Consider the following 26,422-nt stretch of genomic DNA (forward strand, 5'->3'; position numbering starts at 1 on the left):
GCAAAACAAAAAATAGCGGATAAAAAAAGACAAAAAATGGCAATATATCTGATCATTTTACAAATGTCTCTTTAATAACGAAGGATCAGATTTCCATACTTCACAGATTTTTTTGAGATCTACTTTCATGAAATTTCTCATCATTATTAATTAACTCTACTCTAAACACTGGATATTTTTAAGTTTCTTGCTTAATTTTTTTTGTTTACCACCATTAATTAAATAAGGATACTTACTGTTTTCTAAAATAGGATAATCTTCTTCAATATCATCACTATATGTTGCTAACCATTTCTGATTTATACCAATAAGTTGTAATCGTCTAAGCTTTTCTTCATGTCTGTAATGGATTTCCCCAACCCATCCACCCATCTTCCTTCTTAAAGGTGTACCAATAACTTTTATATTAAAATCAATAGACTTTAATAATTCTAATGCTAAGGTAATAGCTCTGGAGCTGCTGTTGTTATGATTATTTGTCTATTCTCTTTTAAATGTGATCTCAATTCAACGATACCATCTTCAAACCAATACAACTTAGGAAAAGATGTATTTTTAAGTTCAGTAGCGAATGCTTTAAAACTTTCTTCAAGTTGATATTTACTCAATCTATATGTAGCGATCCATAGAAATAATGAAGCCCCTATTGATTTATACTTTTTTATTTTCATCATAGGAATTGCAATAGGTATAATAACTGCGCCTATAAATCTAAAAGGGTTTGATTTTAATTGTTTTATTAACCAAACTTTTGTAGAGTCAGTTGATAAAAGTGTTCCATCTAGATCAAAAACGACAACTTCCATAATTGGTTTTATATCCCTTGAAGTTTTAATTTATTAGTTCATCTAAAATTAACATAATACGGATTATCCAGAGCCTTGATCTTAAATCAAGATTTCGTATAACTACTACCAAGCCGAGTTAAGCTAAGACTCACTTAAAACAAGTGCTTTAATTTTTATGGCTTTTTCGAAATGATCTAATTTATGTTGCATGATCCACCAGCTAGCTGCTTCCATTAAGAGTTCAAGATTATCGTTTTTATTTTTAAAAAAAGCATAGAAAGATAAACCAACGTTATCTCCTTTTTTCTCAATTTTCTCATTACATCCATAAATAAATATTTCTCTTAACTCTTTTCTCATACTTTTAACTTTCTCAAAATTAACATAATACGCCTTATACGAAATCAACTGTATTAGTTTAATTATTTCAATAAATTGTAATCCATGAAAAGTCTAGTTTGAACAAACTAGACTTTTTTTACGGATTCGTCACGTTCCGCACCTAATATTTAATCATTGGTCCACAATTTTGATTAACCATAACGAACAATTATCCCCCATTATTTAGAGAGTCTCCCTGTCTAAACCATAGAGCAAAACTATTTAAATATTTTAAAACCCACCCTAAATTTAACAACCACTATGCAGTGAACAACATTCTCCATTTCCCAACACCCTGCAAAATCGCTATGATGTTGAAATAAAATTTTAGCGACTATGCGTACAGTTTAGACAAATAATAATCAAAGCACAGTTCAAGACCATGTTAGAATATTTGGCTGAATTTAGAAGGGTTAAGCTATGCAGTTTGTACATCTGGGTATACATACAGAATTTTCGATCACTGAGTCGATCGTGCGTGTGCCTGATCTCATCAAAGCAGCTGCAAGCGACAATATGCCAGCAATGGCAATTACCGACCTTTCAAACTTACATGCAGCAGTTAAATTTTATAAAAAATCTCTCGATAAAGGGATTAAACCGATTTTCGGTAGTACCATTCGCCTCAATGATGCCGATCACAAAGCAACTTTATTGGCTATGACCAACAAAGGTTGGCGTGGTTTAACTGAAATCGTTTCACGTGGTTATATCGAGGGACAACAGCTCGATATTCCATGTATTAAAAAAGAATGGGTACTCGAACAATCTGAAGATTTAATCGTTATGCTCGGTTTGCATAGTGATGTCGGTGAAATGCTGATTTCAGCATATCCAGAAAAAGCTCAGCCTTTGCTTGAAGCGTGGATAGAAAAATTTGGCAATCGTGTCTATTTAGCCCTCACCCGTACTCAGCGCATTCACGAAGAAGACTTTATCCAAGAAGCGGTAAAGCTTGCTAAAAAATATAATATTGGTGTCGTCGCACACAATGACGTGCACTTTATTCGTCCTGAAGATTTTGAAGCACATGAAGCTCGGGTATGTATCGCAGACGGTTATGTTTTAGGTGATGATCGTCGTCCTAAAAATTATAGCCCTGAACAATATTTTAAAACTGCAGAACAAATGACTGAACTATTTTCAGATATTCCAGCTGCAATCGAAAATACAGTTCAAATTGCCAAACGTTGTTCTGTTTCGCTACGTTTAGGTTTCCATGACTTGCCAGATTATCCGATTCCTGAAGGTCATACCATTGATACGTATTTTGAGCATTTATCTGAAGAAGGTTTAGAGGAGCGTTTGGCAGTCCTCTACCCTGTTGAACAGCGTGGCGATGATTGGGCTGAAATTCGTAAGCCTTATGATGAGCGTTTGGCTTATGAACTCGGCATTATTATTAAAATGCAGTTCCCCGGCTACTTCCTCATCGTCATGGACTTTATTCAATGGTCTAAAAATAACGGCGTTCCAGTCGGTCCCGGACGTGGTTCAGGTGCAGGTTCTTTAGTTGCATTTAGTTTGAAAATTACCGATCTCGATCCACTTCGTTATGACCTACTCTTCGAACGTTTCTTAAATCCAGAACGTGTATCCATGCCCGACTTTGACGTCGATTTCTGTATCGCAGGTCGTGACCGAGTCATCGACTATGTTGCGCGTCACTATGGTCGTGACGCAGTTTCTCAGATTGCAACTTTCGGAACCATGGCTGCCAAAGGGGCGATTCGTGATGTTGCCCGTGTTTTGGGTAAATCTTATGGTTTGGCTGACCGTATTTCGAAAATGATTCCGACCAAACCTCTAGGTTTGAGTCTTGAAGAATCCATCGAAGCAGAACCACAGCTCAAAGATATCGTCACCAATCCATCAAATCCTGACAATGACGATGCTGCCGAAATATGGGAAATGGCGCTCAAACTCGAAGGCATTACCCGTAATACGGGTAAGCATGCCGGTGGTGTAGTGATTGCACCTACCAAAATCACTGATTATTCGGCAGTACTCTGTGATGCAGACGGGACTAACCGTGTTGCACAATTTGACAAAGACGATGTGGAATCAGCGGGTCTGGTCAAATTCGACTTTTTGGGTCTACGTAACTTAACCGTGATCGAAGATGCGGTACAAAATATCAATAAACGCATTCAAGCCGAAGTTCCATTAAACATTTCCAATATTCCTTTGGATGACAAAGCCTCTTACGAGATTTTTGCTTCAGCAAATACCACAGCGGTGTTCCAGTTTGAATCCGTCGGTATGAAGAAAATGCTTAAAGAAGCTCGTCCGAGTAAATTTGAGGAAATTATTGCCTTCGTATCACTATACCGTCCAGGTCCAATGGATCTAATCCCAGACTTTATCCATCGTATGCATGGTGGTGAATTTGAATATTTGCATCCTTTGCTCGAAGGTGTTCTTGAACCGACTTACGGTATCATGGTGTACCAAGAACAGGTAATGCAAGCTGCACAGTTCTGTGCGGGCTATTCTCTCGGTGGCGCGGATTTACTTCGTCGTGCCATGGGTAAAAAGAAAGTCGAGGAAATGGTCAAGCATCGTCAAATCTTCATTGAAGGTGCGGCGAAAAAAGACATTGATGAAGCAACTGCCAACCATATTTTCGACTATATGGAAAAATTTGCGGGTTATGGTTTTAACAAATCACATGCCGCAGCCTATGCCCTTGTTGCCTATCAAACTGCTTGGTTAAAAGCACATTATCCTGCTGAGTTTTTAGCAGCGGTTATGTCTTCGGAAATGCAAAATACCGATAGTATTGTATTTTTGATTGATGACTGCCGAATTAATGGTTTAGAAGTATTGCCCCCTTCTATCAATATGTCGTTCTATCAGTTCCATGCCAGCAATGAACAAACCATTATTTATGGTTTAGGTGCAATTAAAGGCGTGGGCGAACAAGCCATGCAGTCTGTGATTGATTCACGTGAACAGGATGGTCCTTATAAAGATTTATTTGATTTCTGTCATCGTATTGATCTGAAAAAAATCAATAAACGAACACTCGAAGCCTTGATTCGTGCAGGTGCTCTTGACTGCTTGGGCATGGAACGTTCAACCATCATGGCTCAACTTCCTGAGGCGGTACAGGCAGCAGAACAAGCACGTTCTAACCGTGAAACTGGGATCATGGATCTATTTGGTGAGGTTGAAGAGGTTCAACGTAAACCGGCCAAACCTGTTAAGCCGTGGTCTGATGAAGTTCGTTTAAAAGGTGAAAAAGATACCCTCGGACTGTATTTGACGGGTCACCCGATTGATGTCTATCGTCCTGAGTTAAAATCATTTATTTCACAGCGTATCAATGAACTTACTCCGACCCGACGTGGGGTCACAACCGTATTTGCAGGTTTAGTCGTCGATGTTGCCAACTTCCCAAATCGTATGATGGTGACACTCGATGATGGTACAGCACGTATCGAAGTGTCTTCTCCGCACGAACGCTTCCAACGATTTAAAGACATTATTCAAAATGAAAAAGTTGTGGTCATCGAAGGTGAAATCTATGAACGTGAAGGATTTGATCGCCCGCTTGGTCGTCTAACCAAAGCATTTACCTTAAATGAAATTCGTCAGAAACGTGCAAACAACATCAATATCGACTTAAAACCTGAGGTGATCAGTAAAACCTTAGCTGCCGATATTCAAAAAATCATCTTGCCTTATTGCAACGTAGATATGAGTCAACATATCCCTGTGTATTTTAAAGTGGATTATGATTATGCCTCTGCTGAGGTCCATCTAGGACCACAATGGAAAGTTGCACCAGTTGATGAATTACTTTCAAAATTACGTGATTATTTCGGTAAAGAAACCATTCATATCGAATATCACGTCAAATCTAAAGCTGCCAAAGCCGTAGATCATCGTGAACAACCCGCTAAAGCACTTGCACCTCCCCCAAGTGATGTGAGTATGGATGATGCGATGGATCAATATATGGCTGAAGCGAGCCAATTCTCCTAAAGTTTAAACAAATATTGGAAATACGATGGATATTATTGACAATGCTGCAGTATCACAGCATTTGAGTCACGTGCGTATTGTCATGGTCAATACCACATTACCTGCAAATATCGGAAGTGCCTTGCGTGCCATGAAGACCATGGGACTCTGCAAGCTCGTCTTGGTTGCACCCAAGACCTATCCTCATCCTGATATTGATGCTCTCTCAGCAGGTGCAAGTGATCTCATCGAACAAATCGAAATCGTAGAAACACTTGAAGATGCAATCAAAGACTGTCACTTAGTTTTTGGGACCAGTGCTCGTAGTCGCACCATTCCTTGGCCATTACTTGAAGCACGCCCTGCTGCGCAAAAATCAATGCAAGCTGTGATGCAAGACCAACAAGAAATCGCGATTGTCTTTGGTCGTGAAGATCGTGGACTGACCAATGAAGAACTGGCACTTGCCAACTATCATGTCACCATTCCAGTCAACACAGACTACGGTGTGCTCAACGTTTCACAAGCAATTCAAGTGATTTGCTATGAAATGCGTATGGCAACCCTCGAATTGATTGATAAAAAACCAGATCAAGAAGCTGTGATGCATGTCACAAACCAAGAAGATATGCATTGGGATGAGCCACTGGTGACCCATGAACAGATGGAACAATTTTATCCACATATCGAAAAAATGTTGGCTGAAATCGAGTTTTTAGATCCAAAAAATCCAAGATTATTACCTTTGCGCTTGCGTCGATTATTTGGACGTATACAATTAGATCGTATGGAATATCATTTACTTCGCGGCATTTTTAGTCGCGTACAAGCGTTAAATAATGGTACATGGAAAAAGTCTAAAAATGAGGATCAAAACTAATGCTTAAACAGCTCAAAGAAGATATCCAAGCTGTATTCGCGCGTGATCCTGCCGCACGAAATACACTTGAAGTTTTAACTACTTATCCTGGCATACATGCACTGATCATGCACCGTGTGGCACATGAGCTTTGGGAAAAAGAATGTAAAACCTCAGCACGTATTTTGTCGTCATTTAGCCGTTTTGCAACAGGTATCGAAATCCACCCAGGTGCAAAAATTGGTAAACGCTTTTTTATCGATCACGGCATGGGGGTCGTGATTGGTGAAACTGCTGAAATTGGCGACGATGTTACTCTTTATCATGGCGTGACCCTCGGCGGTACAACATGGAATAAAGGCAAACGTCATCCAACACTTGAAGATGGTGTCGTCGTTGGCGCAGGTGCAAAAATTTTAGGACCTTTCACTGTCGGTAAAAATGCCAAAGTCGGTTCAAATGCAGTAGTCACCAAACCTGTACCTGAAGGTGTAACAGCCGTTGGCAATCCTGCACGCTTTATTATCAAAAAAGATAAAGTACAGGAAAATGAAAATGAGCAACGTCGTCGTACCTATGCTGAAAGCATTAGTTTCGAACCTTATGCAGCAACTCAAGATCAATCAGATCCTATGCTTGAAGGTATGCGCGTACTCTTGGATCGTATTCAGCAAAATGAAAAACGCATGAATGATTTATGCCATCGTTTGTCTTTGCTCGATCCGACATATAACAAGCAACAAGATGGCGAGCAGCCATATAGCGAAGAAGAACTCAAAATAATAGAAGAAGTTAGACGTGAGTGTGAGGCACAAAGTAACCAATCTAAAGCATAATGTATTAATTTTAATAACTGAACGTTTTTTCAAGTTGCATGTTCGTTTCCGTTTTCTTAGACTGACGAACATGCTTTTTAATATTTCAAAACTAATTTATTTAAATGGATGAAACACCTGATGACAATTAAGCCCTTGGCATATGCGGTTATAGCTGCATCACTATTAACTGCTTGTAGTTCGCAAACGGTCAAACAAAATAAACCAAATACAGATCCTATCGTCTATACAGAGCCTGATGTTTCACCACCATTTTATGCGCTAAACCCATTTAAATACGATGCTCCACCTCCATTTGAAATTGAGCTTAAAAAAGCTGCTGCCGCTCCTTTGACTAAAATGGTAGTGACTGATCCAAACAATCCATCTAAACAACTCACTTTAGATAGCAATAAACTGATTATCCCGATTGTAAACAACAATCAACGTACCATGAAATATGCAGTACTTGCTGGCAAAGATGAGATGGACATCACCAGCATTGATGACTTTTTACAACTTGTAGAAGGTAAAGCTCGTCATTACCCACCTCAATTTACTGACCGTCAAGAACGTCGTGGCTACCAAAATCGTCTAAGAGACGTTTCTGCTGAATTGGACAAATTGGCTGAAGCAGATAATGCGTCATTTGATGTACTGATTCGTGCATTTAAAGCTAGCATCATGGGACGTAACTTGGACATGGGCCCTGCTTACACCACCAAATCACTTAAATATGCGCAACGTATTTTAAAAATCAATCAAAATGATCCAGAAGCAAATCTTTGGTTTGGTTTCTCACTTTCTGAAGGTGGCGGTCAAAAAGAAGCGATTCCTTACTTAGATCGCGCGATCAAAGCAGGCGTTCAAGAAGCTTATCTTTCTTCTGCAAACAATTACTTAGGTATGGAGCAGAAGAAAAATGCCATTCAAACTTTGAAAAATTACAAGGTTAAATATCCAGAAGAGGCTGAGGTTGCTGATCGTTTAATCAACGAGATTCAAGCAGGTACTCGTTATAACGTATGGCAAATTTTGAAAAATCCAGCTAAATCTTAAGCTAGCTTTCATATAAAGCTACAAAAAATAGACCGTCTAGTACGGTCTATTTTTTTAAATAAATTGAAAATTCCAACAAATATCGTATGATTTCATCTAATGCACTCACATCATCCAGAAAGTTTGATATGCAACAAAAAATAATCAAAAAATTGCTCATAGTAACGGCTCTATCCAGCAGTGTATTGACTGGTTGCCAAGTCGTAAGCGTTAAACAGCAAGCGGTGGATGTCACGATTACCAATGAACGTTCCAATATTTTAACACGTAACAAACTTAGTGAAGCCAGTCTAAACGTGTTATCAATGACAGGAAGTCAGGCAGAGACCTGCCAAGATAATCCGACTCAATGTATTAATGACATTACCAAAATCACCCAAGTTCAAGATGAACAGCTCTACTCGACTGCTAGCGAATTGTATTTAGCAAAAGCCAAAGCACTCGACAAATCTTCCGCTTGTACGATCAGTAAATTGTCAAAACTTGAATCCGATAAAAAACGCGAATCCAATAAAGAAAACTATGATAAATGCTTAGACCAAGAAATGGACATGCTGGATAAAAGTATCCGTTATAGCTATGCCTATTTATTTACCACGAAACGCAAACCTGAAGATCGAATATTTGATAATCGACAAGTACAAATACGCGATTTTTACAACCAAGCACTTGCTAAAATGGTGTCTACTTATAGCGCTCGACATAAAGATTCCCAAGTTAAGCCTGTGATCAGTATTGGTGACAGCCGCTATAAAATTGATTTTTCACATTATCCCGATTTGCAAAATCAAAAATTAGAATCTTTGATGTCGAGTTATAATCTCAATTTTTCAGGATTGCGATCAATCAACCGCCGCGATGGTTTCGGATCAGAATTTGTTGCAGTACTGCCTAAATCTAATGATGAAATAGATGATAAATATATTATTGATCCTTTACATCACCATTATAAAACAGGCGTCAATCCAAATATTCATCAGCCACAATATCTATCAGTAACGATTGCGGCTGAACCTGAACAAACAGAAACAGTCGATCAAATCCTACATGGTCAAAATTTTAAACTCAAAGTATATGACCCATACCGCGAAGATACTTTAAAACTTGCCAATAAAGACTATCCACTAGCTGCCAACTTTTCTGCACCTTATGGTCTATGGTTGGCAGAAAACAATCTCGGAAAATCCGCATATTTGTCTTTGATTGATCGCGATAATCGCCTAACTATGCCTCATTTATATATGCTAGAACCATACAATCCGAATAAAAAAGTGATTGTCTTGGTGCATGGTTTGGCAAGTAGTCCAGAGGCTTGGATTCGGTTAACCAATGACATCATGGGCGATCCTGTATTACGAGAACACTATCAAGTTTGGCAAACGTTCTACTCAACCAATATGCCAATTTTAGAAAGCCGTTTTCAGATTTATGCGATTATCAATCAAACCTTTGACATGATTGGCACAGATGCGACTGCCTCAAAAGATGCCGTATTGATTGGACACAGTATGGGTGGAATCATTGCTCGATTACTGGTCAGCGATCAGGATCTAACTAATGACGCATTTAAAATGATGAATAGTCGTAAAGTGCAAAAATTCACTGATAATAATGTATTCAAAGAACGTCTCAACATCAAACCGATTCCAAATTTTAGTCGTGCTATCTTTTTATCAGCTCCGCATCGTGGGACAGATTTTGCTGACTTGTGGTTTACTCGTCTCGCACGAAAAATCATCAAAATGCCAGGAGCATTCTTGGGAGCAATTGCTGACTCAGTTGAAGATAAAGACATCAATATCGGACATTTTATCGGTGAAGTTGGGCATGGTCTAATTCAAAATGGTCCGAGTGATCTCAGTAAAAACTCAAAATTTACCGAGTTGACCGAAAACACGATGCCTTATAAAGGAATGCTGTATCACTCCATCATAGGAAATAATACCAAGAGTGATGATCCAGATGTCATGACCGATGGCGTCGTTCCATATAAGAGTGCACATTTAGAAGGTGCCAAGTCTGAAAAAATCATACATGGCGGCCACTCTATCCAAGAAACGCCTCAAGCAGTACTGGAACTACGCCGAATCCTAAGGCTTCATTTGGTTGAACTTGGCTTATATAATCCCTCAAAACCAGTCAAATAAGCTTAAATCTCGCTATAAAATAAAAAAACTCGAACAATGCTTCGAGTTTTTTTGTCTATAAAACGTCTAAAAAGCAAGTAAACCGCTTAATATATAAACTTTTTATCTGAACATTCATTAAATATTTCAATAAATAAACAAGTTATTGTGATTAAAAAAACTAAAAAACAACAATATTATATTTTAAATATTATTAATATTAATTTTGACTAAATCTAGTATTTAACTACAACAGCTCAATAAATATTATACTCATAACTTTTACATATTATTTTAAACCCAATTATTTTCATTATTTCTGATTTTATTGATATTCAAATCATTTTACACAACGATTTAAAATACATATGTATATATTAAGCGTTTTTTTATAAAACTACTGAAATAAACAAACAATTATTCGCAATACACAAAGTTTTAAATTCAGTATTACTTCATAATTAATATCGATCAATACATGATTATTACGCATTGTTTTCTTCTATTTTAATCAATTTTAAGAGTCTATATTATGAGATTAATTCACAATTATTTCTCAATCCTCGCATTTAGCATTGTAATACCAACTTTTGCTCATGCTGCACCTCAAGTTACATTTCAAGGTGAGGTGACCAGTCAAACCTGTAAGGCTGTAATCAATGGCGAAAGTGAAGGCACTGTGTTACTCCCAACTGTTCCAGTTTCAGAATTGGATACAGCTGGTAAAACAGCGGGTTTAACGCCTTTTACGATTTCAGTATCAGGCTGTACGGTAAGTACGACTTCCGAACTTAAAATCGGGACAAAATTTTTAGGGCACAATGTTACCTCTACAGGTAATCTCGGCAACGTAGCGACAACGAATGCTGCGCAAAACGTTTCAATCCAATTAACTGCGGATGCAAATGGCAGCACGCCTGTCACACTCAACGGCGTTACGACGGTGCAAGGGCTTGTTCTACCGATCAATCAAAGTGCAGCCAGCCATCAATTTGCTGCACGTTACTATGCTGAAGATATTGCAACTCCTGGTGCAATTACCGCAGTTGCTGAATACACCTTAAGTTATCCCTAAGACCTCAATAAATATCAATCTGCTATTTATATAAATAGCAGATCTGACTTTAAATTTTGTTCATAAATTTTGTGATACCACGTTCTATGATATTAAGTTGTTTGAGAAAATCTGTTGTTTTGAAAAATTACATTGCTTTTGTTTTTATGTTGCTCTTTACCCTGAGTAATGCGAATGCAGCTATTGTCATGATCGGAACACGTATTATTTTCCCTGCCGAAAAAACAGAACATAGCCTGCAATTTCAAAATAAAGGTCAAGCGCCCTATTTAGTTCAGCTTTGGCTTGAATCAGAGAATATTGATCAAGCTCAAACGACTGTACCCTTTATCACCAATCCTACGTTTTTTAAAATTAACGCTGAGCAAGGACAAATTGTACGTTTGATTTTTACAGGCGAGGCTAATCAATATCCTCAAGACCGTGAATCACTTTTTTATTTAAATTTTTCAGAGATTCCTGCAACTAAAAATACCGTTGCAGATAATAATAAACTGACCGTGATTTTTAAAAACAAGGTCAAAGTATTTTATCGACCGAAGTCATTACAAAACCAAAAAATGGATGTCAAAAAAGATTTGTCATATACCATTTTTACTCAAAATAATAAGCATTTTATCAAACTGATCAATCGCAGCTCATTTTATATTACATTTGCAAAGTTAAATATCAGAGAAAATCAAAATGATATTTTAACCATCCAGAACACCATGATTTCACCCAAATCAGAGTTGATTTTCCCTGCTGAAAAATCAATTGTGAATCTTCAACATAGCCAAGCCAAAATTGAGTTTATTAATGTTTATGGCGCGACTGTTTCGAGTGAAATCATGCCTCAAATTAATGATTCTAGACATGAAAAATGACCTACGAACATCCAAATATTCAGTAGTTTCAACGGTTTCAATCTGCTATTTTTTGATGATTTCAGTGTGCTATGCCGAAAATAAGAATGAAACTTCTGTAGACGAAGCTTATATTTTTGATCAAGCACTACTCAAAGATTCGGGTATTAGTCCCCAATTACTCAAACAACTCTCTGAAGGTCAACAGATTGCTGCTGGGCAATATCGTTTGGATTTATATATAAATCAACAACTCGTAGAACGTACCCAGATCGAATATAAGGCAAATAAAAACAACAAACTCAGCCCTTGTTTCAATCGCGAACTGTTAGCAAAAACCAATATTATTATCTCTGGACTAGATACAGCCTCCGTAGCTAATGAGTGTGTCTTCCTCGAAGACTACATCCCCGATGCCAAATTTGACTTTGATTTTAATAAACTTAAATTGAACCTTATCATTCCGAATCTCTACATCAAACAAAATCCACGTGGTTATGTTGAAAAGAAAGACTGGGATGCAGGTTCAAGTATTGGTTTTATCAACTATATGGCCAATTATTACCTCAATAATTATGAAATTTCTGGCAAAAACCATCAGCAAAGTTCAACTTATATTGCTTTAAATGGAGGCATTAATTTTGCTCAATGGCAGTTTAGACAACAGTCGTCCGTCAATCTCGATGAACATACTTCATCTTGGAATAACATAAAAAGTTATGTGAAAAGGCCATTGGAAAATATCCAAAGTGAATTGTCTATTGGACAGCTTAATACATCTGGGCGCTTTTTTTCTGGACTGAATTATCTTGGTATCAATCTTCGTAGTGACGAACGAATGTTACCCGAATCCATGCGTGGCTATGCTCCAGTTGTACAAGGTATTGCCAAAACAACTGCTCGCGTATCCATTAAACAAAACAATAGAGAAATTTATCAAAGTACTGTCGCACCCGGTGCATTTCGGATTGAAGACTTGTTTCCTACAAGTTTAAATGGCGATTTGGATGTTTATATTTATGAAGCTGATGGCTCGGTCGGACATTTTAAAGTGCCATTTTCAGCCGTGCCTGATTCATTACGTCAAGGCGCATATAAATATGATATTAATATCGGAAAAACACGTGAATATACCGAAGATGCATATTTTGCAAATATAGATACTCAGTATGGTTTAAATAATACCTTTACTTTAAATTCTGGATTACGTCTAGCCAAAGGCTATCAAGCAGCAGTAGTTGGAACAGCTTTTAATCATTATTTTGGGGCTTTAGGCACTGATTTTACCTATACAAATGCCAAATTATCTGATCAATCCTATCAATCTGGGTGGATGATCAATACCACTTATAGTAAAACTTTTGTACCAACCCAGACCACAATCGCACTAGCTGGATATCGTTTTTCAAGCTCAGGCTATCAAGACCTCAGTGAGATTTTGAATAATGATCATAAGAAACAAGACATACAATCCAATCAACAGAACGCTCCATATATAAATCAAGAAAAATCTCGTGTTGTACTTTCCATCAATCAAAATATGGATCAGTGGGGAACCTTATATCTTTCTTCTTCCCTTCACCATTATCGTGATCAAAAAAATAAAGATTACCAGCTACAACTCGGCTATGGAAAGTCCTTTAAAAATGGCATTAGCATGAATTTTTCAATCGTAAAACAACAATCTCATCCTGCTGAGACAAATCGAATTGAAACAGATCAAGAGATTCCTTTAGATAAATATCATAAAAATAATGACACGCAATATGCTGTTTCTTTTACGTTCCCATTCAATCAAAAAACCAAACGGATCAATGACCTAACAGTTAATTATAACAATAATATTTCCAATACTTATCAAGCATCTATAAGTGGAATATTGTCAGAACGCCAAGCGATTCATTATAACTTGGGTTTAAATTATGATGATGCAACTCATCAAAACACCCTAAATTTTAGTGCTCAAAAACGCTTTGCCTATGCCAATCTTGGACTTAATGCATCTTCAAGTGAAAATTATTGGCAAAGTTCAGCCAATATCCAAGGGGCAATGGCTTTTCATCGTGGTGGTATCACTTTAGGACACTATCTCAGTGATACTTTTGCCCTGATCGAGGCACCAGGTGCAAAAGGTGCACAAATCCTCAATGCACAAAATACCAAAATAGATCGTTTCGGTTTCGCTCTCGTTCCAACACTTACTCCCTATCGCTTTAATGCTTTAGTGATCAACCCAATTGGTTCTTCTTCACAAATTGAATTTGAAGAAAATGATCAAAAAGTTGCCCCCTATGCAGGAGCAACCGTCAAAGTCAAATTCAATACCAAGAAAGGTTATGCGATGTTACTGCATGCAACACCTGACAGCGGAGAAAATCTCCCTCTCGGTGCTGACGTATTTGATGAGTATTCCCAAAATATTGGCGTAGTCGGTCAAAACAACCAAATCTATATTCGTAGTGAAAAAACCACTGGCAGTCTAAATGTAAAATGGGGTAATCAGATTCAAGACAGTTGCCGTATTGATTATCAACTCTCTAAAGAACAAATCAATGCACCATTGATCAAATTAGACACCGTATGTAAAAGAGGACATTTAGAATGAAAATTAAAATGAGTCATTTTCTAGTGCTCGGTTTATTATCTGCATTAGGCTTTGAATCTCAGGCAAGATGTACTCTTGTTACTTCGATCAATGCCTCTGACAGTTATGCAACAGCCTTAAATTTTGGCAAAATCAACCTAACGAGTGTCTATTTACAGCCAGTGGGTAGTATTTTAGGCAATATCGTTGTGCCTAGTTCAAACTATAACTATGGAACCGTACAAGATAATTCCATTATTTGGCAGTGCGATGAAGCGGATCTTCCCAATATCTATTTTCTAGCAGCAACTAACGGCGATGAACCATTTGGTGGTCATGTAGAAACTGGGCTAATCGATCATTTACCCGACGTCTATGCCACATGGTGGCAATATATTGGCTTGAAGCAGAGTATTTCAGGGATTCCCTTATCGAGATATTGGAAGAAAATTCCTATAACAAATTATGAAAAAAAGAATGGAAAAATAAATATTCGCTTGGCAGATCTCCCTCCTCTTGAGGCAACCTTATACCGAATTAGCCAATTGCCTAGCTTTTCACGAGGGAGTTTTTGCCATCTAAGTATGATCGTGAGCGGTAGTTATAGCAGCGGGAAATTGGCAAATGGAGCGAATAGTAGCTGTAATCAACCCAGTGCCTATCTGCAATTGACAGGAAATAGTTCGGTAAGTTTTGGCTATTCAGCACGTGATAAAGAAGGTCAAGATTCAAATACATCTTTTAGTTTTTGGCCCTATTATGGAATCCCTTACGGCCTAAATAAAAGTAATACCACGCTCAGTAACATTCCGACTTGCGTCGCTCGGAATGCAACACCGCTTATCAATTTTCCGCCTATTTCTCAAGATGAAATCAAAAATGGAGCGATTCGATCGGCTATTTTAGAAGTCGAAGTTGAATGCAACGACGCGATGATTTCAGGTACAGCTACAGGACAAACGGCAATTGGCTTTCAACCTTCTGCAGGTGCATATACAGCAGCCAGTTCTCTTGGGCTTTTAACGACTCAGGGTGGTGTAAAGTATTTGTTGTCTGATCAATATGGGACTGATCCCGATATTGCTACAGGCGTTGGTATAAAACTGTTTAATGCCGCGAGTAATAAAGAAATGAATTTTTTAAATCAGTTTGCGCTTGCTGGTGGTGGTGAAGATGCTGGTTGGTATCCAGTTCTACAAGGTACGCCCTATCTGATTGGTTCCAATGCCAGTGGTCATAAAAGTTATATGCAACATTATCGTGCAGAACTAAAAGCCATCCCTAATACCACCATTAGTGCAGGTAAAGTCAAATCTACAGCTACGGTATTGGTCAAAATCCAATGAAAAAACACTCGATTGCCTTGATGCTATTTATTTTGCATCTTATTGTTATTTCGAATACTAATGCAGGATTGGTGCCGAGTGCGACACGCGTGATCCATCAGCAAGAGGATCCTAGTCAGATACTCTTACTGGCCAATAGCAATCCTTATCCTATTATTACCCAGATTTGGACAGATCAAGGAGAACGTAATCCCGAATCGACACACACACCTTTTGTGATTACGCCTGCTATTTTTAAAATGCAAGTTCAAGAAATTAAAAGCATCAAAATCATATACAACCAAGATCAACTTGCTACAGATCGAGAATCTGTATTTTGGCTCAATCTATACGAAGTGCCCATGGTTGAACGATCTAAATTGCAAGAAGATCATCTCAATTTGGCAATGAATACTCAAATGAAAATCTTTTTTAGACCCAAATCACTCAAGGAAATGTCGATTGATCAACGCTCAAAAAACCTACTATTTGATATCATTACGCAAGAAAATCAGCAACAACTGAGCATAGAAAATCATTCTGCATTTCATATTACGATGCTAAATATCAAACTCAAATCAGCAGAAGGCGTATTTCCAGTCGACAATACCAATCAAGAAATGCTTGCTCCATTTGAAAAGATCAGCATCAATTTAAAACAGTTCAATATTTCAAATATCCAACCCAACGAAATCGAATATACCTTGATTGATGATCAAGGCATAAAAAACACTTATATACAAAAAATCATCTGATGCCTTAGACATCAGATGATTTTGTTGAGTCTTATTTGAATTGTTTAAGCTTCTCGATTTTAAGCCTCAGGGCTTTAAATAGCCTTATAAAAAGCCCATCAAACGCTGACGAATAATGTCTTCTGCTTCTTTTACCGTACGATGAACCAACTCTTCACACGTTGGAATATCATGGATTAAACTTGCCACTAAGCCACATGACCAAGCCCCTGCATCCATTTCACCTTCAAGCATAATGCGTGGATAAACGCCTGCAACTTCTTCTAAGATATCGCTAAATTGGATTTTATCACCCAATTCTTTTTCTTTTTCCAAAATTTTACCGACAGCATCATTGTATAACACGCGCTCAGTATTACGTAGTGGACGCATGATCAAACGTGTATCCAACTCAGTCGCTCTTAAAATGGCTTGTTTCACATTTTCATGCACAGGTGCTTCTTTGGTGGCAATAAAACGTGTCCCCATATTGATTCCTTCAGCACCCATCGCCAAAGCAGCAGCCAGAGATCGACCATCCGCCATACCACCAGAAGCAACAAATGGAATCTCAAGCTCATCAGCAGCACGAGGCAACAAAATCATATTGGGAATATCATCTTCACCCGGATGACCGCCACACTCAAAGCCGTCAACTGAAACGGCATCACAACCAATTGCTTGCGCTTTTAAACTATGACGCACTGAGGTACATTTGTGGATGACTTTGATGCCTGCATCTTTTAAGTACGGCATCACTTCTACAGGATTTCGCCCTGCAGTTTCCACGACTTTCACCCCACCCTCAATGATCGCTTTGACATAGCCCGGATAATCAGGTGCATTGACTGTAGGTAAAAATGTGAGATTTACACCAAAAGGTTTATCCGTCATATCACGGCAACGTGCAATTTCATTGGCTAAATCTGCAGGGCTACGCTGGGTCAAACCTGTAATCATGCCCAATCCACCCGCATTGGACACTGCCGAAGCCAACTCTGCAAAACCAACAAAGTGCATACCACCTTGGATGATTGGATGCTCTATACCAAATAATTCTGTAATTTTAGTCTTCATTGTTATTTCCTAACCTGTCCTCATCACATCATATCAATGTTGATTTCACAAATTTGTGAACCACCTTTCATTATTTTATCTGCATTTTATGCAACAAGTTTCATAAAAGCATTGAGCATTTTTATCATACTTTTAGCAAAAAATTCCGTTTTTACGATCTTTTTTGCTTACTCATTGGTTCAAAAAATGATGACAATCCTTACACTCTATATCGTCGAGGGGACTTTTAGCTACAAAAGCAACTAAGTCTACCTATTGAACATAAAGCTGATGAAGCAAGTGTGAAATCATCAAGACAAATCAAAATATTTGAGCAATATGTAAATATTGCAATATTCCTTAATGCAATCTTAAAATTGATAAAACTGTCATAATATCAAAATATTCCTGACATTTTTATGTTGTAAATCGTAGCAGCGCCAAAGCAATAATTTTAAAAATAGTCTTTGAATTTAATACTTTATAATTTAAATGTATTTTTTAAAATTATTTCAAATCTTAAAATTTTCATTTTTTTCTGTCACTGATCATTCATAAAGCATTGTTAGTGTGACCGCGTTGTTATTCTTCCAAATCGTTCCAACATACTAACTAAAGGAATGTTATGAATCGTTTATTTACATATACAGCAGTCACTGCAAGTTTATTGCTGGCTGCTTGTGGTGATTCGAAGCCTATAAATACAACAACGCAAATTACAGCAAAACCAACACGTACCATTATTATGGTTTGGGATGGCTTGCGCCCTGATTCAATTAATGCAACCGACACACCAAATTTATATGCGCTTCAACAGGCAGGCGTAAATTTTACGGATAACCACTCAACCTATCCGACTTTTACCATGATGAATGGTTCATCTTTTGCGACAGGGTCATTTCCACATACTTCTGGTTTTTATGGTAATACTTTTTGGACGCCGCCTCAGGGTTCTGCCAATACGATTCCTGTCGGTCCAAGCGCTAGTGGTGGCAATAGCGACTATACCGATCCTGTTTTTACTGAAGATTATCAGGTATTAAACACCCTCAATGACTACTATGGTGGACAGTTATTATTGGTGAAAAGCTTATTTGAAACAGCTCAAGCTTCTGGGCTAAGCACTGCAACGATTGGGAAATCGGGTCCTGCTTATATCCAAGATCTGCATAAAGGTGGATATTTCTTGGATGAAAATACAGTGCAACCCCGTAGTCTGGTGACTGAATTACAAACAGCAGGTTATCCAATTCCTAAAAATACCACTGCGGGTTATAGCGGTACTGATGCTGTTACTTTGGCTTCAAACAATGGCGATCCAACAGGAAAAGCGGGCTATATCACCTTTAATACCACAGCTTTTGATCCAAATGGAAAAATCGCGATTGCAGCGCGCGACAGTAGTGACACATCTCAAGGCGCACCTGAAGATGCTGCCAATAAATACATGATGAATGTCTACACCAGCTACATTTTACCGAAAAAACAACCCATGTTATCTTTGATCTGGTTCCGTACTCCAGACAATGTCGAGCACGGTTATGGTCCAAACACCTCAAATATGAAAGCAGGTTTGCGTTCACAAGATGCTCGTTTAGGTGAATTGATCGCGTCACTCAAAGCCAACAAAATGTATGACACCACCAATATCGTTGTGGTTTCGGATCATGGGCATTCTAGTGTTTCAGGTCCTCTAAGCACCTACCCATTACGCACAATCAACCCATCTCCAAGTACCCCAAATGGTCCTTCGATCAATGGTGCAAGCAGTGGCTTGAGTGCTGCAACACTTGGCAAGGTCGACAACAATAATGGCTATTCGTTTTCAGGTGATGTTCGTATCGCCGATTTGCTGACTTATCGTGGCTTCAATGCCTATGATGGTTCAGGTTGCTCTACCTCTGCGATGTATGGTTTACAAGCCAATGGTACACCGACCATTCCTGTCAGCATTGATACTACAGGCAAACTTTGTGATGGCAAGGCTGGAACCAAATACCAAGCCATTAGTGCAAACCTAGCCAATCCAGTTGCGAGTTTTACAGTTCCAAGTGCAGGTAAATTGCCAAATAATGGCATCGTCGTGGCTGCAAATGGTGGATCGGATTATTTCTATGTTCCAAATCATGATCCAGTTTTGATTCAAAAATTGGTGACTGTGCTTCAACAACGTGAAGAATATGGGGCAATCTTTGTTGATAGTCGCTATGGCAATATTGCAGGGACTTTAAAATTGTCTCAGGTCAATCTGGAAAATGCCAAACGTCAAAACAATGGACAACCAGATGTAGTGGCAAGCTTTGACTGGGATTACAACAGCAAAGTACAAGGATTGCCGGGTATCGAATATGAAAGCGCTGGCGGTCAACGTGGTATGCACGGCAGTTTCGGGATCTCCGATGTACACAACACTTTGATTGGATTTGGTCCTTCATTTAAACAAAATCAAAAAATCTTAAGTCCAACGGGTAATGTCGATGTCGCTCCGACAGTTGCCTATCTACTTGGTTTAAGTATGCCTCAAGCTGATGGACGCGTAATCAACGAAGCGCTCTCTGCACCTGCGGATACCTCAGCTCCTGTCGTCAAAGCCAGCACCATTTCCCCAACTACGCCTGCGACCAATTTACGCTTTGAAACGCCACTTGACCCTACAGGGAAAACTGCTGATTCAAGCCTGTCTCAAGGGATTTATAGCATCAATCTTGCAGTGAAAGACCTCACTGTAAATGGTAAAACTTATCGATATTTTGACTATGCAAAAGCTACTCGTAAATAAAACTTTATTGAGTATGTTATTGACTGCTGGCTTGTGCCTCGATGCACATGCAGCAGTTGCTACACATACCCCAAATCAAAAGTCACTCAAATTTGAACACGTCTTTAAAAGCCAAGGTGAGCCGAAAGCTTTATATTTTCAGAGTCAATTTTATAGTGCTGCCGATGGACGCAAACATAACCTACAAGTTTGGCGCGATGGCGAGCTACATTTGAGGCGGAAAACCGACCAAGCCATTGATACCTATGTGATCCGTGATAAAGCCAATTTAAATGCCTATCAGATGATCGTGGTGGACTATAACAAACGGGTGACCACGAAAATCAATCGCAATAATCTGATTCATCTTGGTGAATTTAATGATTGGTTTGATATGTCACATGGCTTAAGACATCCCAAAGGTGAATATCAATTGCATCTAGGCAAAGCGCCACAAGCATCGCTTAAAACTTTTGCCCCATGCCAGTGGTACGTACTTAGCCAAGGGAAAGTTCAGCATCATATCTGCTGGAGTGAGAAAGATCGTATCCCGCTTGTCATTTGGGATAATGCAAAATCAATGGCTGTCTGGCAGGTCACTACGCTCAATCGCCAACCCATCAAAAAGGATGTTTTTACCATGCATGATGCAGGCTTTATGAGAAATGATGCCAATGCTGATATTGAAAATGACTAAATATCCAAATCAACCAACAAAGTAGCTCCCAAAAGTAGCCAAAAAAAAGCCAAGCCCTTGCATAAGCAAGGCTTGGCTTTGATCTAAAAGATCAGTAGTTGGATTTTGACTCAAAGCTCCTCAAGCCCTTTTAATTTTGAGGAGCAATCAGTCAAAATTAACCACGTTCAGCGATTGGTTTAAATTCTAAATTTTCAGGACCAGTATAGTTGGCACTTGGACGAATGATCTTGCCGTCTTGACGTTGTTCAATTACATGCGCTGACCAACCTGCTGTACGAGCAATTACAAATAATGGTGTAAACATGGCTGTTGGCACACCCATCAAGTGATAACTTACTGCACTGAACCAGTCCAAGTTCGGGAACATGTTTTTCACTTCTTTCATCACGCTTTCAAGACGTTCAGCGATCACATACATTTTGCGGTTTTCTTGGGCATCAGCCAATTCACGCGCAACTGTTTTAATCACTTCATTACGTGGATCAGAAATCGTATAAACAGGGTGACCAAAACCGATCACAACTTCTTTATTTTCAACACGTTTACGAATATCTGCTTCTGCTTCATCTGCATCGTTATAACGTTGCTGAATCACAAATGCAACTTCGTTTGCTCCACCATGTTTAGGACCACGTAGAGCACCAATCGCGCCTGAAATCGTTGAATACATGTCTGAACCAGTACCAGCAATCACACGTGAAGTAAATGTTGAAGCGTTAAACTCATGCTCAGCATACAAAATCAAAGAAGTATGCATCGCTTGAATCCATTGCTCAGATGGTTTTACGCCATGCAATAAATGCAAGAAGTGAGCACCGATCGAATCATCATCAGTTTCAACTTCGATACGACGACCGTTGTGGCTAAAGTGATACCAATACAACAACATTGAACCCAAGCTTGCCATCAATTTGTCAGCAATATCACGCGCGCCAGCATGGTTATGGTCTTCATGTTCAGGTGTTACACAACCTAAAACTGAAACACCTGTACGCATCACATCCATTGGGTGCGCAGATGGAGGTAATTGCTCCAAAGCTGTTTTAAGTGCCGCAGGTAAACCACGTAAAGCTTTTAATTTTGCTTTATATGCTTTGAGCTCTGCTTTGTTTGGTAATTTTCCATGTACCAAAAGGTAGGCAACTTCCTCAAACTCACTGCTACCAGCAAGGTCAAGAATATCGTAACCACGGTAATGTAGATCATTTCCGCTACGACCCACGGTACAAAGTGCAGTATTACCTGCAACTTGTCCGCTGAGTGCTACCGATTTTTTTGGTTTAAATCCTGTTGTAGTTTCTGTAGACATTTCCTATTCCTTCTCAATATTTCTTGTTTCATTTTTGCGATGTCTTCGCCTACCTGCGATCGGACATTATTGCTTTTATATATGCTCTATTGAAATTATTTATTTTTTTCAAATGAAGCATCGAGATATTGTTCAAAAGCATGATAGTTGATACGTTCATACAATTCTTGACGAGTTTGCATGGTATCTACAACATTCTTTTGTGTGCCTTCTTGACGCAACGTTGTATACACATTTTCAGCAGCTTTGTTCATCGCACGGAATGCTGAAAGTGGATATAAAGCAATACTGACATCTGCTGAAGCCAATTCATCTGTAGTAAATAATGGCGTTGCACCAAACTCTGTGATATTTGCCAAAATAGGTACATTTGTCGCTTGAGCAAATTGTTTATACATAGCCAATTCGGTGATCGCTTCAGGGAAAAGCATATCCGCACCCGCTTCAATATAAGCACCTGCACGATCAATCGCAGCTTGTAAACCTTCTACAGCTAAAGCATCTGTACGCGCCATAATCACAAAGCTGTCATCCGCACGTGCATCAACAGCGGCTTTGATACGATCAACCATTTCTTGTTGTGAAACAATGGCTTTATTTGGACGGTGACCACAGCGCTTAGCACCAACTTGGTCTTCGATATGCATCGCTGCAGCACCAAATTTAATCAACGATTTAGTGGTACGTGCGATATTGAACGCTGAAGCACCAAAACCAGTATCAGCATCAACCAACAATGGTAAATCACATACATCGGTAATACGACGCACATCAGTCAATACATCATCAAGATTGCTAATACCCAAGTCAGGCAAACCTAGAGAACCTGCTGCAACACCGCCACCTGACAAATAAATTGCTTTGTAGCCTGCTCTTTTTGCAAGTAATGCATGATTGGCATTGATCGTACCCACAACTTGTAATGGATGCTCACTGGCAACTGCATCTCTAAATTTTTGACCTGCTGCTAATTTTGACATGAAATCAACTCCTTGTACTCTATCTAATCTGGTTGAAAGATCTTTAAATAACTGTTTTTACAACTATGCTAAAACTATGTTTAAGCTGAATGTTGTTGAATATTGCGATATGACGATGCGACATGACGACGCATTAACAACTCCGCAAGTTCAGCATCTCCCTCAGCAATGGCATCTAAAATTTGGATATGTTCTGCAAGTGCTTTACTTGGACGATTTGGTGTATTGGCAAACTTGAGGCGATACATCCGAATCAAATGGTAAAGCTCATCACACAACATTTTTTCTAGGGTTTTATTACCGCAGTTTTTGATGATGCAATAATGAAAATCATCATCTTGACCTTCTTGTAAATAATACCCTTTACCTTCTTTAAAATTTTGATCTTGAGCATGTAAATACAATACAGCTCGCAAATCTAAAATTTTCTGTTTATCGATACTTTGCGCAGCCAGTCGGCAAGCCAAGCCCTCTAAATTTTCACGAATCTGGTACAGCTCTAATAATTGTTGATGCGATAAAGACACCACACGCGCACCGACATGAGCCGTTCTTTCTACCAATTTTTGCCCTTCTAAACGGTGAATTGCTTCACGTAAAGGACCACGACTAATACCATAAGTACGTGCTAACTCTGGTTCTGAAATTTTGCTCCCCGCTGGCAATTCACCCAAAATAATCGCAGATTGCAACTTTTCAAAAATTGAATCTGTTAGGGTCATATTTACCACAGGTTTATCTTGAGCAATATCCATTGCAACCTCACATTGTCAACAATGTATCTTATATTATTTAAAATACGAGCTTAAAAATAGCAATCCATAAAAATATTGTCAACAATATGCGTGTAGCTTAAATTGATCACTATGTTTCAAATTGTGTGAGGAATATGATCTAAAAATAGAATCCTAATGTCATAAATAAATAGAATAGAAATGCTATTAATGATTGATTTTTATGAATTTTATTGATTTGAATTTTAAAAATAGGAAAAATTAAACACAGACAATAAGATGATTTATAAAGTTTTAATCGCTTAACGATGTCATTTTTAATTGTTTAAACAAGACTAAAGTTCAATCTTTAAAAATTGTATCTACAATATATAGAGGAAATCCAAGTTTTCAATGTGAAGCATAATACGACATTTGATCAATCACTTGAAAATGATCATTTTTAACAAGGTAATAGACCTTTTCACATTTACTCTGCTCACCATGTCGGCTACCAATCGCCAGCAATAAACGGCTGTTATTTTTGTAAACAATCTCATTCGAGGTAAAACCTTTTGCCTCGCTATAACATTCCGCAAAAGTCTCAGGAAGGATCAAGCTCTGCCCTGTTTTTGCATTATAAACAAGAGCAAAGCTACATCCTCCGCCACAGCCGACCTCTTGCAAAACATATTGCCCTGCAAAATTTGGCTTTTGTTTTGACATTTCTTTAAACAGTGTTTTGAATTTTTGTGTTTTAGCATTGAGCTTTAAAGCTTGATTTTTACCATGATAGTTCTGAGCGGGATACTTATCGAACGCAGGTGGTTTAGCATAAACATCTATCGATATCAGTAACATAAGGATAGAGACCCAATATAACACCGGATTTAAAAAGACTGCTTGTTTGCTTTTTATAAAATGCAGAGTCATATTTTAAACCTTATTTATGCTTATCTATATATGTAGTGACTATTACATAAGCGCATTGAGTAGTAGATTAAAATTGAGTAAATATAAAATAAAGTACCGATGTTTATTTAATCTATTAACGATATTGTTTTACGAAATCGAAAAAACCTTGTCTTTCACTAGTTACAATATGTGTCCATCCTTGTTTTTCTAGAAAACGCTTACCCTTGTCTCGTCCAGCTTCAGCCTCTTCACGATCAGAGCCACCATAACATGCTGTACGACCTGGCCATTTCGCATCATCAGCATAGGCTGCTACTAGCTCCTGATGGTCCATTTCTGAATAACGGGTAATCATTTTTACAGGTGAAAATAGTGCCGCTTCATCTTCTACATTTATATGGGAGCACCAAAGATAATAAGGTTGACCCGCATATATACTCAAACTCTGTGACAATAAAAAAACTAAGCTTGCGACTTTCAATCGTATATTCATCGCTAATCTCCCTCTTTTAATATAGCAATAATATTCGTAAAGCCTTTGGGATTTGATCTGGTCAGTTCATAGCCTTGTTTTTCTGTACCTTTTGAAATTAAATCAACCTCTTCGCGCATTTCTTGCAAAGATACATCCGCACCTAAACAGTTTGATAAACCACGTAATTTTTGATGACTAATCATATATAGTTGTGACATTCTTTTTACTTCATAATCATCAGCACTTTTAGGTAATTGGAAAGCATCTGATATATATGCCGTTTTATCTGTTGTTAATATTAGACAATACCAACTACTATTCGCATGCACTTGTGGTATAAATAAAAAACCAGAAGTAAAATATATCAATATTCTTTTTAGATTTTCCATAATCTGCTCCTAAAAAAAGACCATTTATCGACAATGTAATAAATGGTCTAAAAAATTATTTATATTCGTAATCTACATTACAACGCCACTTTCCACCTTCATAACTAGGTGAATCACAATAACAGCCACTTGTCTTTACCGCAGTACTTGGGACATCGCGTTTTGCCGCAGCGCATGCTGCTGCCTCACCACTAGCAAAACCCGTTGAAACTCCAGCAAATGAATTCATTGCGACCAATAGAATTCCGCTAAAAAATATAATTTTACGTTTCATATCTTTTCTCCTTGTTAGATATAGTTTTAATATAATGCTTCTATAAAAATACCAATATTCCCAAATGGGAACAAACGAACATTTCAATAAAATTTACATTCAAAAAAAGACCATTTATTAAAAAATAATAAATGGTCTAAAAAAGTCAAAATATGAAATTAATTTTCAATATGTGCAAAACGTGATATTAAAAATGCTCTATAACTGCATATCAGACTTAGAATTTCATTATATTTAAAATTATAAAGTAACAACATACCCAAATGGGAATGAAATACTTATTTTAATAAAAA

21 protein-coding genes and 1 pseudogene are annotated in these 26,422 nt (G+C 38.1%); 12 read left to right on the forward strand and 10 right to left on the reverse strand.

All coding sequences use genetic code 11. The features are described 5' to 3' along the window. Positions 1-156: 156 nt before the first annotated feature. Positions 157-809 (reverse strand): annotated as a pseudogene (locus F960_RS14425) (haloacid dehalogenase-like hydrolase). A gap of 120 nt (positions 810-929) precedes the next feature. Beyond that, positions 930-1,148, reverse strand: a complete 219-nt coding sequence (locus tag F960_RS14430; RefSeq protein ID WP_004866499.1) for a DUF6500 family protein — start codon at positions 1,146-1,148, stop codon at positions 930-932. 441 nt (positions 1,149-1,589) lie between these two features. Here F960_RS14430 and dnaE point away from each other — a divergent pair, with 441 nt between their 5' ends. The 10 genes from dnaE (at position 1,590) to F960_RS14480 (ending at position 16,581) form a co-directional block, all read left to right on the forward strand. Next, a complete protein-coding gene (gene dnaE, locus F960_RS14435; RefSeq protein WP_004866500.1) occupies positions 1,590-5,159 on the forward strand; it encodes a DNA polymerase III subunit alpha in 3,570 nt (1,189 codons plus the stop codon). A 25-nt stretch (positions 5,160-5,184) separates the two neighbouring features. Then, positions 5,185-6,018, forward strand: a complete 834-nt coding sequence (locus F960_RS14440; protein WP_004866504.1) for an RNA methyltransferase — start codon at positions 5,185-5,187, stop codon at positions 6,016-6,018. Beyond that, positions 6,018-6,833 carry a serine O-acetyltransferase gene (gene cysE / locus F960_RS14445; protein ID WP_004866506.1) on the forward strand — a complete coding sequence of 272 codons (816 nt, stop codon included), beginning with the start codon at positions 6,018-6,020 and terminating at the stop codon, positions 6,831-6,833. The genes F960_RS14440 and cysE overlap by 1 nt, the downstream gene beginning before the upstream one ends. Positions 6,834-6,953: 120 nt before the next feature. Continuing rightward, positions 6,954-7,871 (forward strand): ABUW_2363 family tetratricopeptide repeat lipoprotein, encoded by a 918-nt coding sequence (locus F960_RS14450; protein WP_004866509.1) that lies wholly within the window; start codon positions 6,954-6,956, stop codon positions 7,869-7,871. Positions 7,872-7,999: 128 nt separating this feature from the next. Next, positions 8,000-10,018 carry an esterase/lipase family protein gene (locus tag F960_RS14455; protein ID WP_035374051.1) on the forward strand — a complete coding sequence of 673 codons (2,019 nt, stop codon included), beginning with the start codon at positions 8,000-8,002 and terminating at the stop codon, positions 10,016-10,018. Positions 10,019-10,529: 511 nt separating this feature from the next. Then, entirely contained in the window at positions 10,530-11,072 is a 543-nt protein-coding gene (locus F960_RS14460) for a fimbrial protein (protein WP_004866515.1), read from the forward strand. 188 nt (positions 11,073-11,260) lie between these two features. After that, complete coding sequence (locus tag F960_RS14465; protein WP_020847005.1) at positions 11,261-11,938, forward strand: fimbrial biogenesis chaperone; 678 nt, start codon at positions 11,261-11,263, stop codon at positions 11,936-11,938. Then, positions 11,928-14,522 carry a fimbria/pilus outer membrane usher protein gene (locus F960_RS14470; RefSeq protein WP_042073348.1) on the forward strand — a complete coding sequence of 865 codons (2,595 nt, stop codon included), beginning with the start codon at positions 11,928-11,930 and terminating at the stop codon, positions 14,520-14,522. The genes F960_RS14465 and F960_RS14470 overlap by 11 nt, the downstream gene beginning before the upstream one ends. Further along, positions 14,519-15,847 carry a fimbrial protein gene (locus F960_RS14475; RefSeq protein ID WP_004866524.1) on the forward strand — a complete coding sequence of 443 codons (1,329 nt, stop codon included), beginning with the start codon at positions 14,519-14,521 and terminating at the stop codon, positions 15,845-15,847. Before F960_RS14470 ends, F960_RS14475 begins: the two co-directional genes overlap by 4 nt. Then, positions 15,844-16,581, forward strand: coding sequence for a fimbrial biogenesis chaperone (locus F960_RS14480; RefSeq protein ID WP_004866526.1), 738 nt, complete (start codon positions 15,844-15,846; stop codon positions 16,579-16,581). Before F960_RS14475 ends, F960_RS14480 begins: the two co-directional genes overlap by 4 nt. 84 nt (positions 16,582-16,665) lie before the next feature. Here F960_RS14480 and F960_RS14485 read toward each other — a convergent pair whose 3' ends face one another. Next, positions 16,666-17,637, reverse strand: coding sequence for an NAD(P)H-dependent flavin oxidoreductase (locus F960_RS14485; protein WP_004866529.1), 972 nt, complete (start codon positions 17,635-17,637; stop codon positions 16,666-16,668). A 604-nt stretch (positions 17,638-18,241) separates the two neighbouring features. Between F960_RS14485 and F960_RS14495 the strand changes: the two genes are divergently transcribed. Both F960_RS14495 and F960_RS14500 read left to right on the forward strand, forming a co-directional pair. Further along, complete coding sequence (locus tag F960_RS14495; protein WP_004866532.1) at positions 18,242-20,395, forward strand: alkaline phosphatase family protein; 2,154 nt, start codon at positions 18,242-18,244, stop codon at positions 20,393-20,395. Then, positions 20,373-21,071 carry a hypothetical protein gene (locus tag F960_RS14500; protein WP_035374042.1) on the forward strand — a complete coding sequence of 233 codons (699 nt, stop codon included), beginning with the start codon at positions 20,373-20,375 and terminating at the stop codon, positions 21,069-21,071. Before F960_RS14495 ends, F960_RS14500 begins: the two co-directional genes overlap by 23 nt. A 157-nt stretch (positions 21,072-21,228) precedes the next feature. On the opposite strand, the gene prpC is transcribed toward F960_RS14500, so the two are convergent. The 7 genes from prpC to F960_RS14535 form a co-directional block, all read right to left on the reverse strand. Then, positions 21,229-22,383, reverse strand: a complete 1,155-nt coding sequence (gene prpC / locus F960_RS14505; protein WP_004866536.1) for a bifunctional 2-methylcitrate synthase/citrate synthase — start codon at positions 22,381-22,383, stop codon at positions 21,229-21,231. Between the two features lie 95 nt (positions 22,384-22,478). Beyond that, positions 22,479-23,363, reverse strand: a complete 885-nt coding sequence (gene prpB / locus F960_RS14510; protein WP_004866539.1) for a methylisocitrate lyase — start codon at positions 23,361-23,363, stop codon at positions 22,479-22,481. A gap of 80 nt (positions 23,364-23,443) precedes the next feature. Then, positions 23,444-24,118: a GntR family transcriptional regulator gene (locus F960_RS14515; RefSeq protein ID WP_004866542.1), complete on the reverse strand. Its 675-nt coding sequence runs from the start codon at positions 24,116-24,118 to the stop codon at positions 23,444-23,446. 369 nt (positions 24,119-24,487) lie between these two features. Further along, the gene (locus F960_RS14520; RefSeq protein ID WP_020847002.1) at positions 24,488-24,937 is read right to left on the reverse strand and encodes a hypothetical protein; all 450 of its coding nucleotides are present in this window, start codon (positions 24,935-24,937) and stop codon (positions 24,488-24,490) included. A gap of 187 nt (positions 24,938-25,124) precedes the next feature. Next, positions 25,125-25,484 (reverse strand): hypothetical protein, encoded by a 360-nt coding sequence (locus F960_RS14525; RefSeq protein WP_004866547.1) that lies wholly within the window; start codon positions 25,482-25,484, stop codon positions 25,125-25,127. A 2-nt stretch (positions 25,485-25,486) separates the two neighbouring features. Further along, complete coding sequence (locus F960_RS14530) at positions 25,487-25,855, reverse strand: hypothetical protein (RefSeq protein ID WP_004866552.1); 369 nt, start codon at positions 25,853-25,855, stop codon at positions 25,487-25,489. Between the two features lie 55 nt (positions 25,856-25,910). Further along, positions 25,911-26,129 carry a hypothetical protein gene (locus F960_RS14535; RefSeq protein ID WP_004866555.1) on the reverse strand — a complete coding sequence of 73 codons (219 nt, stop codon included), beginning with the start codon at positions 26,127-26,129 and terminating at the stop codon, positions 25,911-25,913. Positions 26,130-26,422: the final 293 nt, after the last annotated feature.

Source organism: Acinetobacter gerneri DSM 14967 = CIP 107464 = MTCC 9824, from assembly GCF_000368565.1.
In the GTDB taxonomy this organism is placed as follows: Bacteria; Pseudomonadota; Gammaproteobacteria; order Pseudomonadales; family Moraxellaceae; genus Acinetobacter; species Acinetobacter gerneri.

Bases quoted from the DNA above. Each gene is read 5' to 3' on its own strand.
- F960_RS14465 (WP_020847005.1), top strand. From the start codon at position 11,261: ATGATCGGAACACGTATTATTTTCCCTGCCGAAAAAACAGAACATAGC.
- F960_RS14535 (WP_004866555.1), bottom strand. From the start codon at position 26,129: ATGAAACGTAAAATTATATTTTTTAGCGGAATTCTATTGGTCGCAATG.
- cysE (WP_004866506.1), top strand. From the start codon at position 6,018: ATGCTTAAACAGCTCAAAGAAGATATCCAAGCTGTATTCGCGCGTGAT.
- F960_RS14475 (WP_004866524.1), top strand. From the start codon at position 14,519: ATGAAAATTAAAATGAGTCATTTTCTAGTGCTCGGTTTATTATCTGCA.
- prpB (WP_004866539.1), bottom strand. From the start codon at position 23,363: ATGTCAAAATTAGCAGCAGGTCAAAAATTTAGAGATGCAGTTGCCAGT.
- dnaE (WP_004866500.1), top strand. From the start codon at position 1,590: ATGCAGTTTGTACATCTGGGTATACATACAGAATTTTCGATCACTGAG.
- F960_RS14440 (WP_004866504.1), top strand. From the start codon at position 5,185: ATGGATATTATTGACAATGCTGCAGTATCACAGCATTTGAGTCACGTG.
- F960_RS14495 (WP_004866532.1), top strand. From the start codon at position 18,242: ATGAATCGTTTATTTACATATACAGCAGTCACTGCAAGTTTATTGCTG.
- prpC (WP_004866536.1), bottom strand. From the start codon at position 22,383: ATGTCTACAGAAACTACAACAGGATTTAAACCAAAAAAATCGGTAGCA.
- F960_RS14450 (WP_004866509.1), top strand. From the start codon at position 6,954: ATGACAATTAAGCCCTTGGCATATGCGGTTATAGCTGCATCACTATTA.
- F960_RS14520 (WP_020847002.1), bottom strand. From the start codon at position 24,937: ATGTTACTGATATCGATAGATGTTTATGCTAAACCACCTGCGTTCGAT.
- F960_RS14455 (WP_035374051.1), top strand. From the start codon at position 8,000: ATGCAACAAAAAATAATCAAAAAATTGCTCATAGTAACGGCTCTATCC.
- F960_RS14430 (WP_004866499.1), bottom strand. From the start codon at position 1,148: ATGAGAAAAGAGTTAAGAGAAATATTTATTTATGGATGTAATGAGAAA.
- F960_RS14460 (WP_004866515.1), top strand. From the start codon at position 10,530: ATGAGATTAATTCACAATTATTTCTCAATCCTCGCATTTAGCATTGTA.
- F960_RS14500 (WP_035374042.1), top strand. From the start codon at position 20,373: ATGCAAAAGCTACTCGTAAATAAAACTTTATTGAGTATGTTATTGACT.
- F960_RS14530 (WP_004866552.1), bottom strand. From the start codon at position 25,855: ATGGAAAATCTAAAAAGAATATTGATATATTTTACTTCTGGTTTTTTA.
- F960_RS14480 (WP_004866526.1), top strand. From the start codon at position 15,844: ATGAAAAAACACTCGATTGCCTTGATGCTATTTATTTTGCATCTTATT.
- F960_RS14470 (WP_042073348.1), top strand. From the start codon at position 11,928: ATGAAAAATGACCTACGAACATCCAAATATTCAGTAGTTTCAACGGTT.
- F960_RS14515 (WP_004866542.1), bottom strand. From the start codon at position 24,118: ATGGATATTGCTCAAGATAAACCTGTGGTAAATATGACCCTAACAGAT.
- F960_RS14525 (WP_004866547.1), bottom strand. From the start codon at position 25,484: ATGAATATACGATTGAAAGTCGCAAGCTTAGTTTTTTTATTGTCACAG.
- F960_RS14485 (WP_004866529.1), bottom strand. From the start codon at position 17,637: ATGAAGACTAAAATTACAGAATTATTTGGTATAGAGCATCCAATCATC.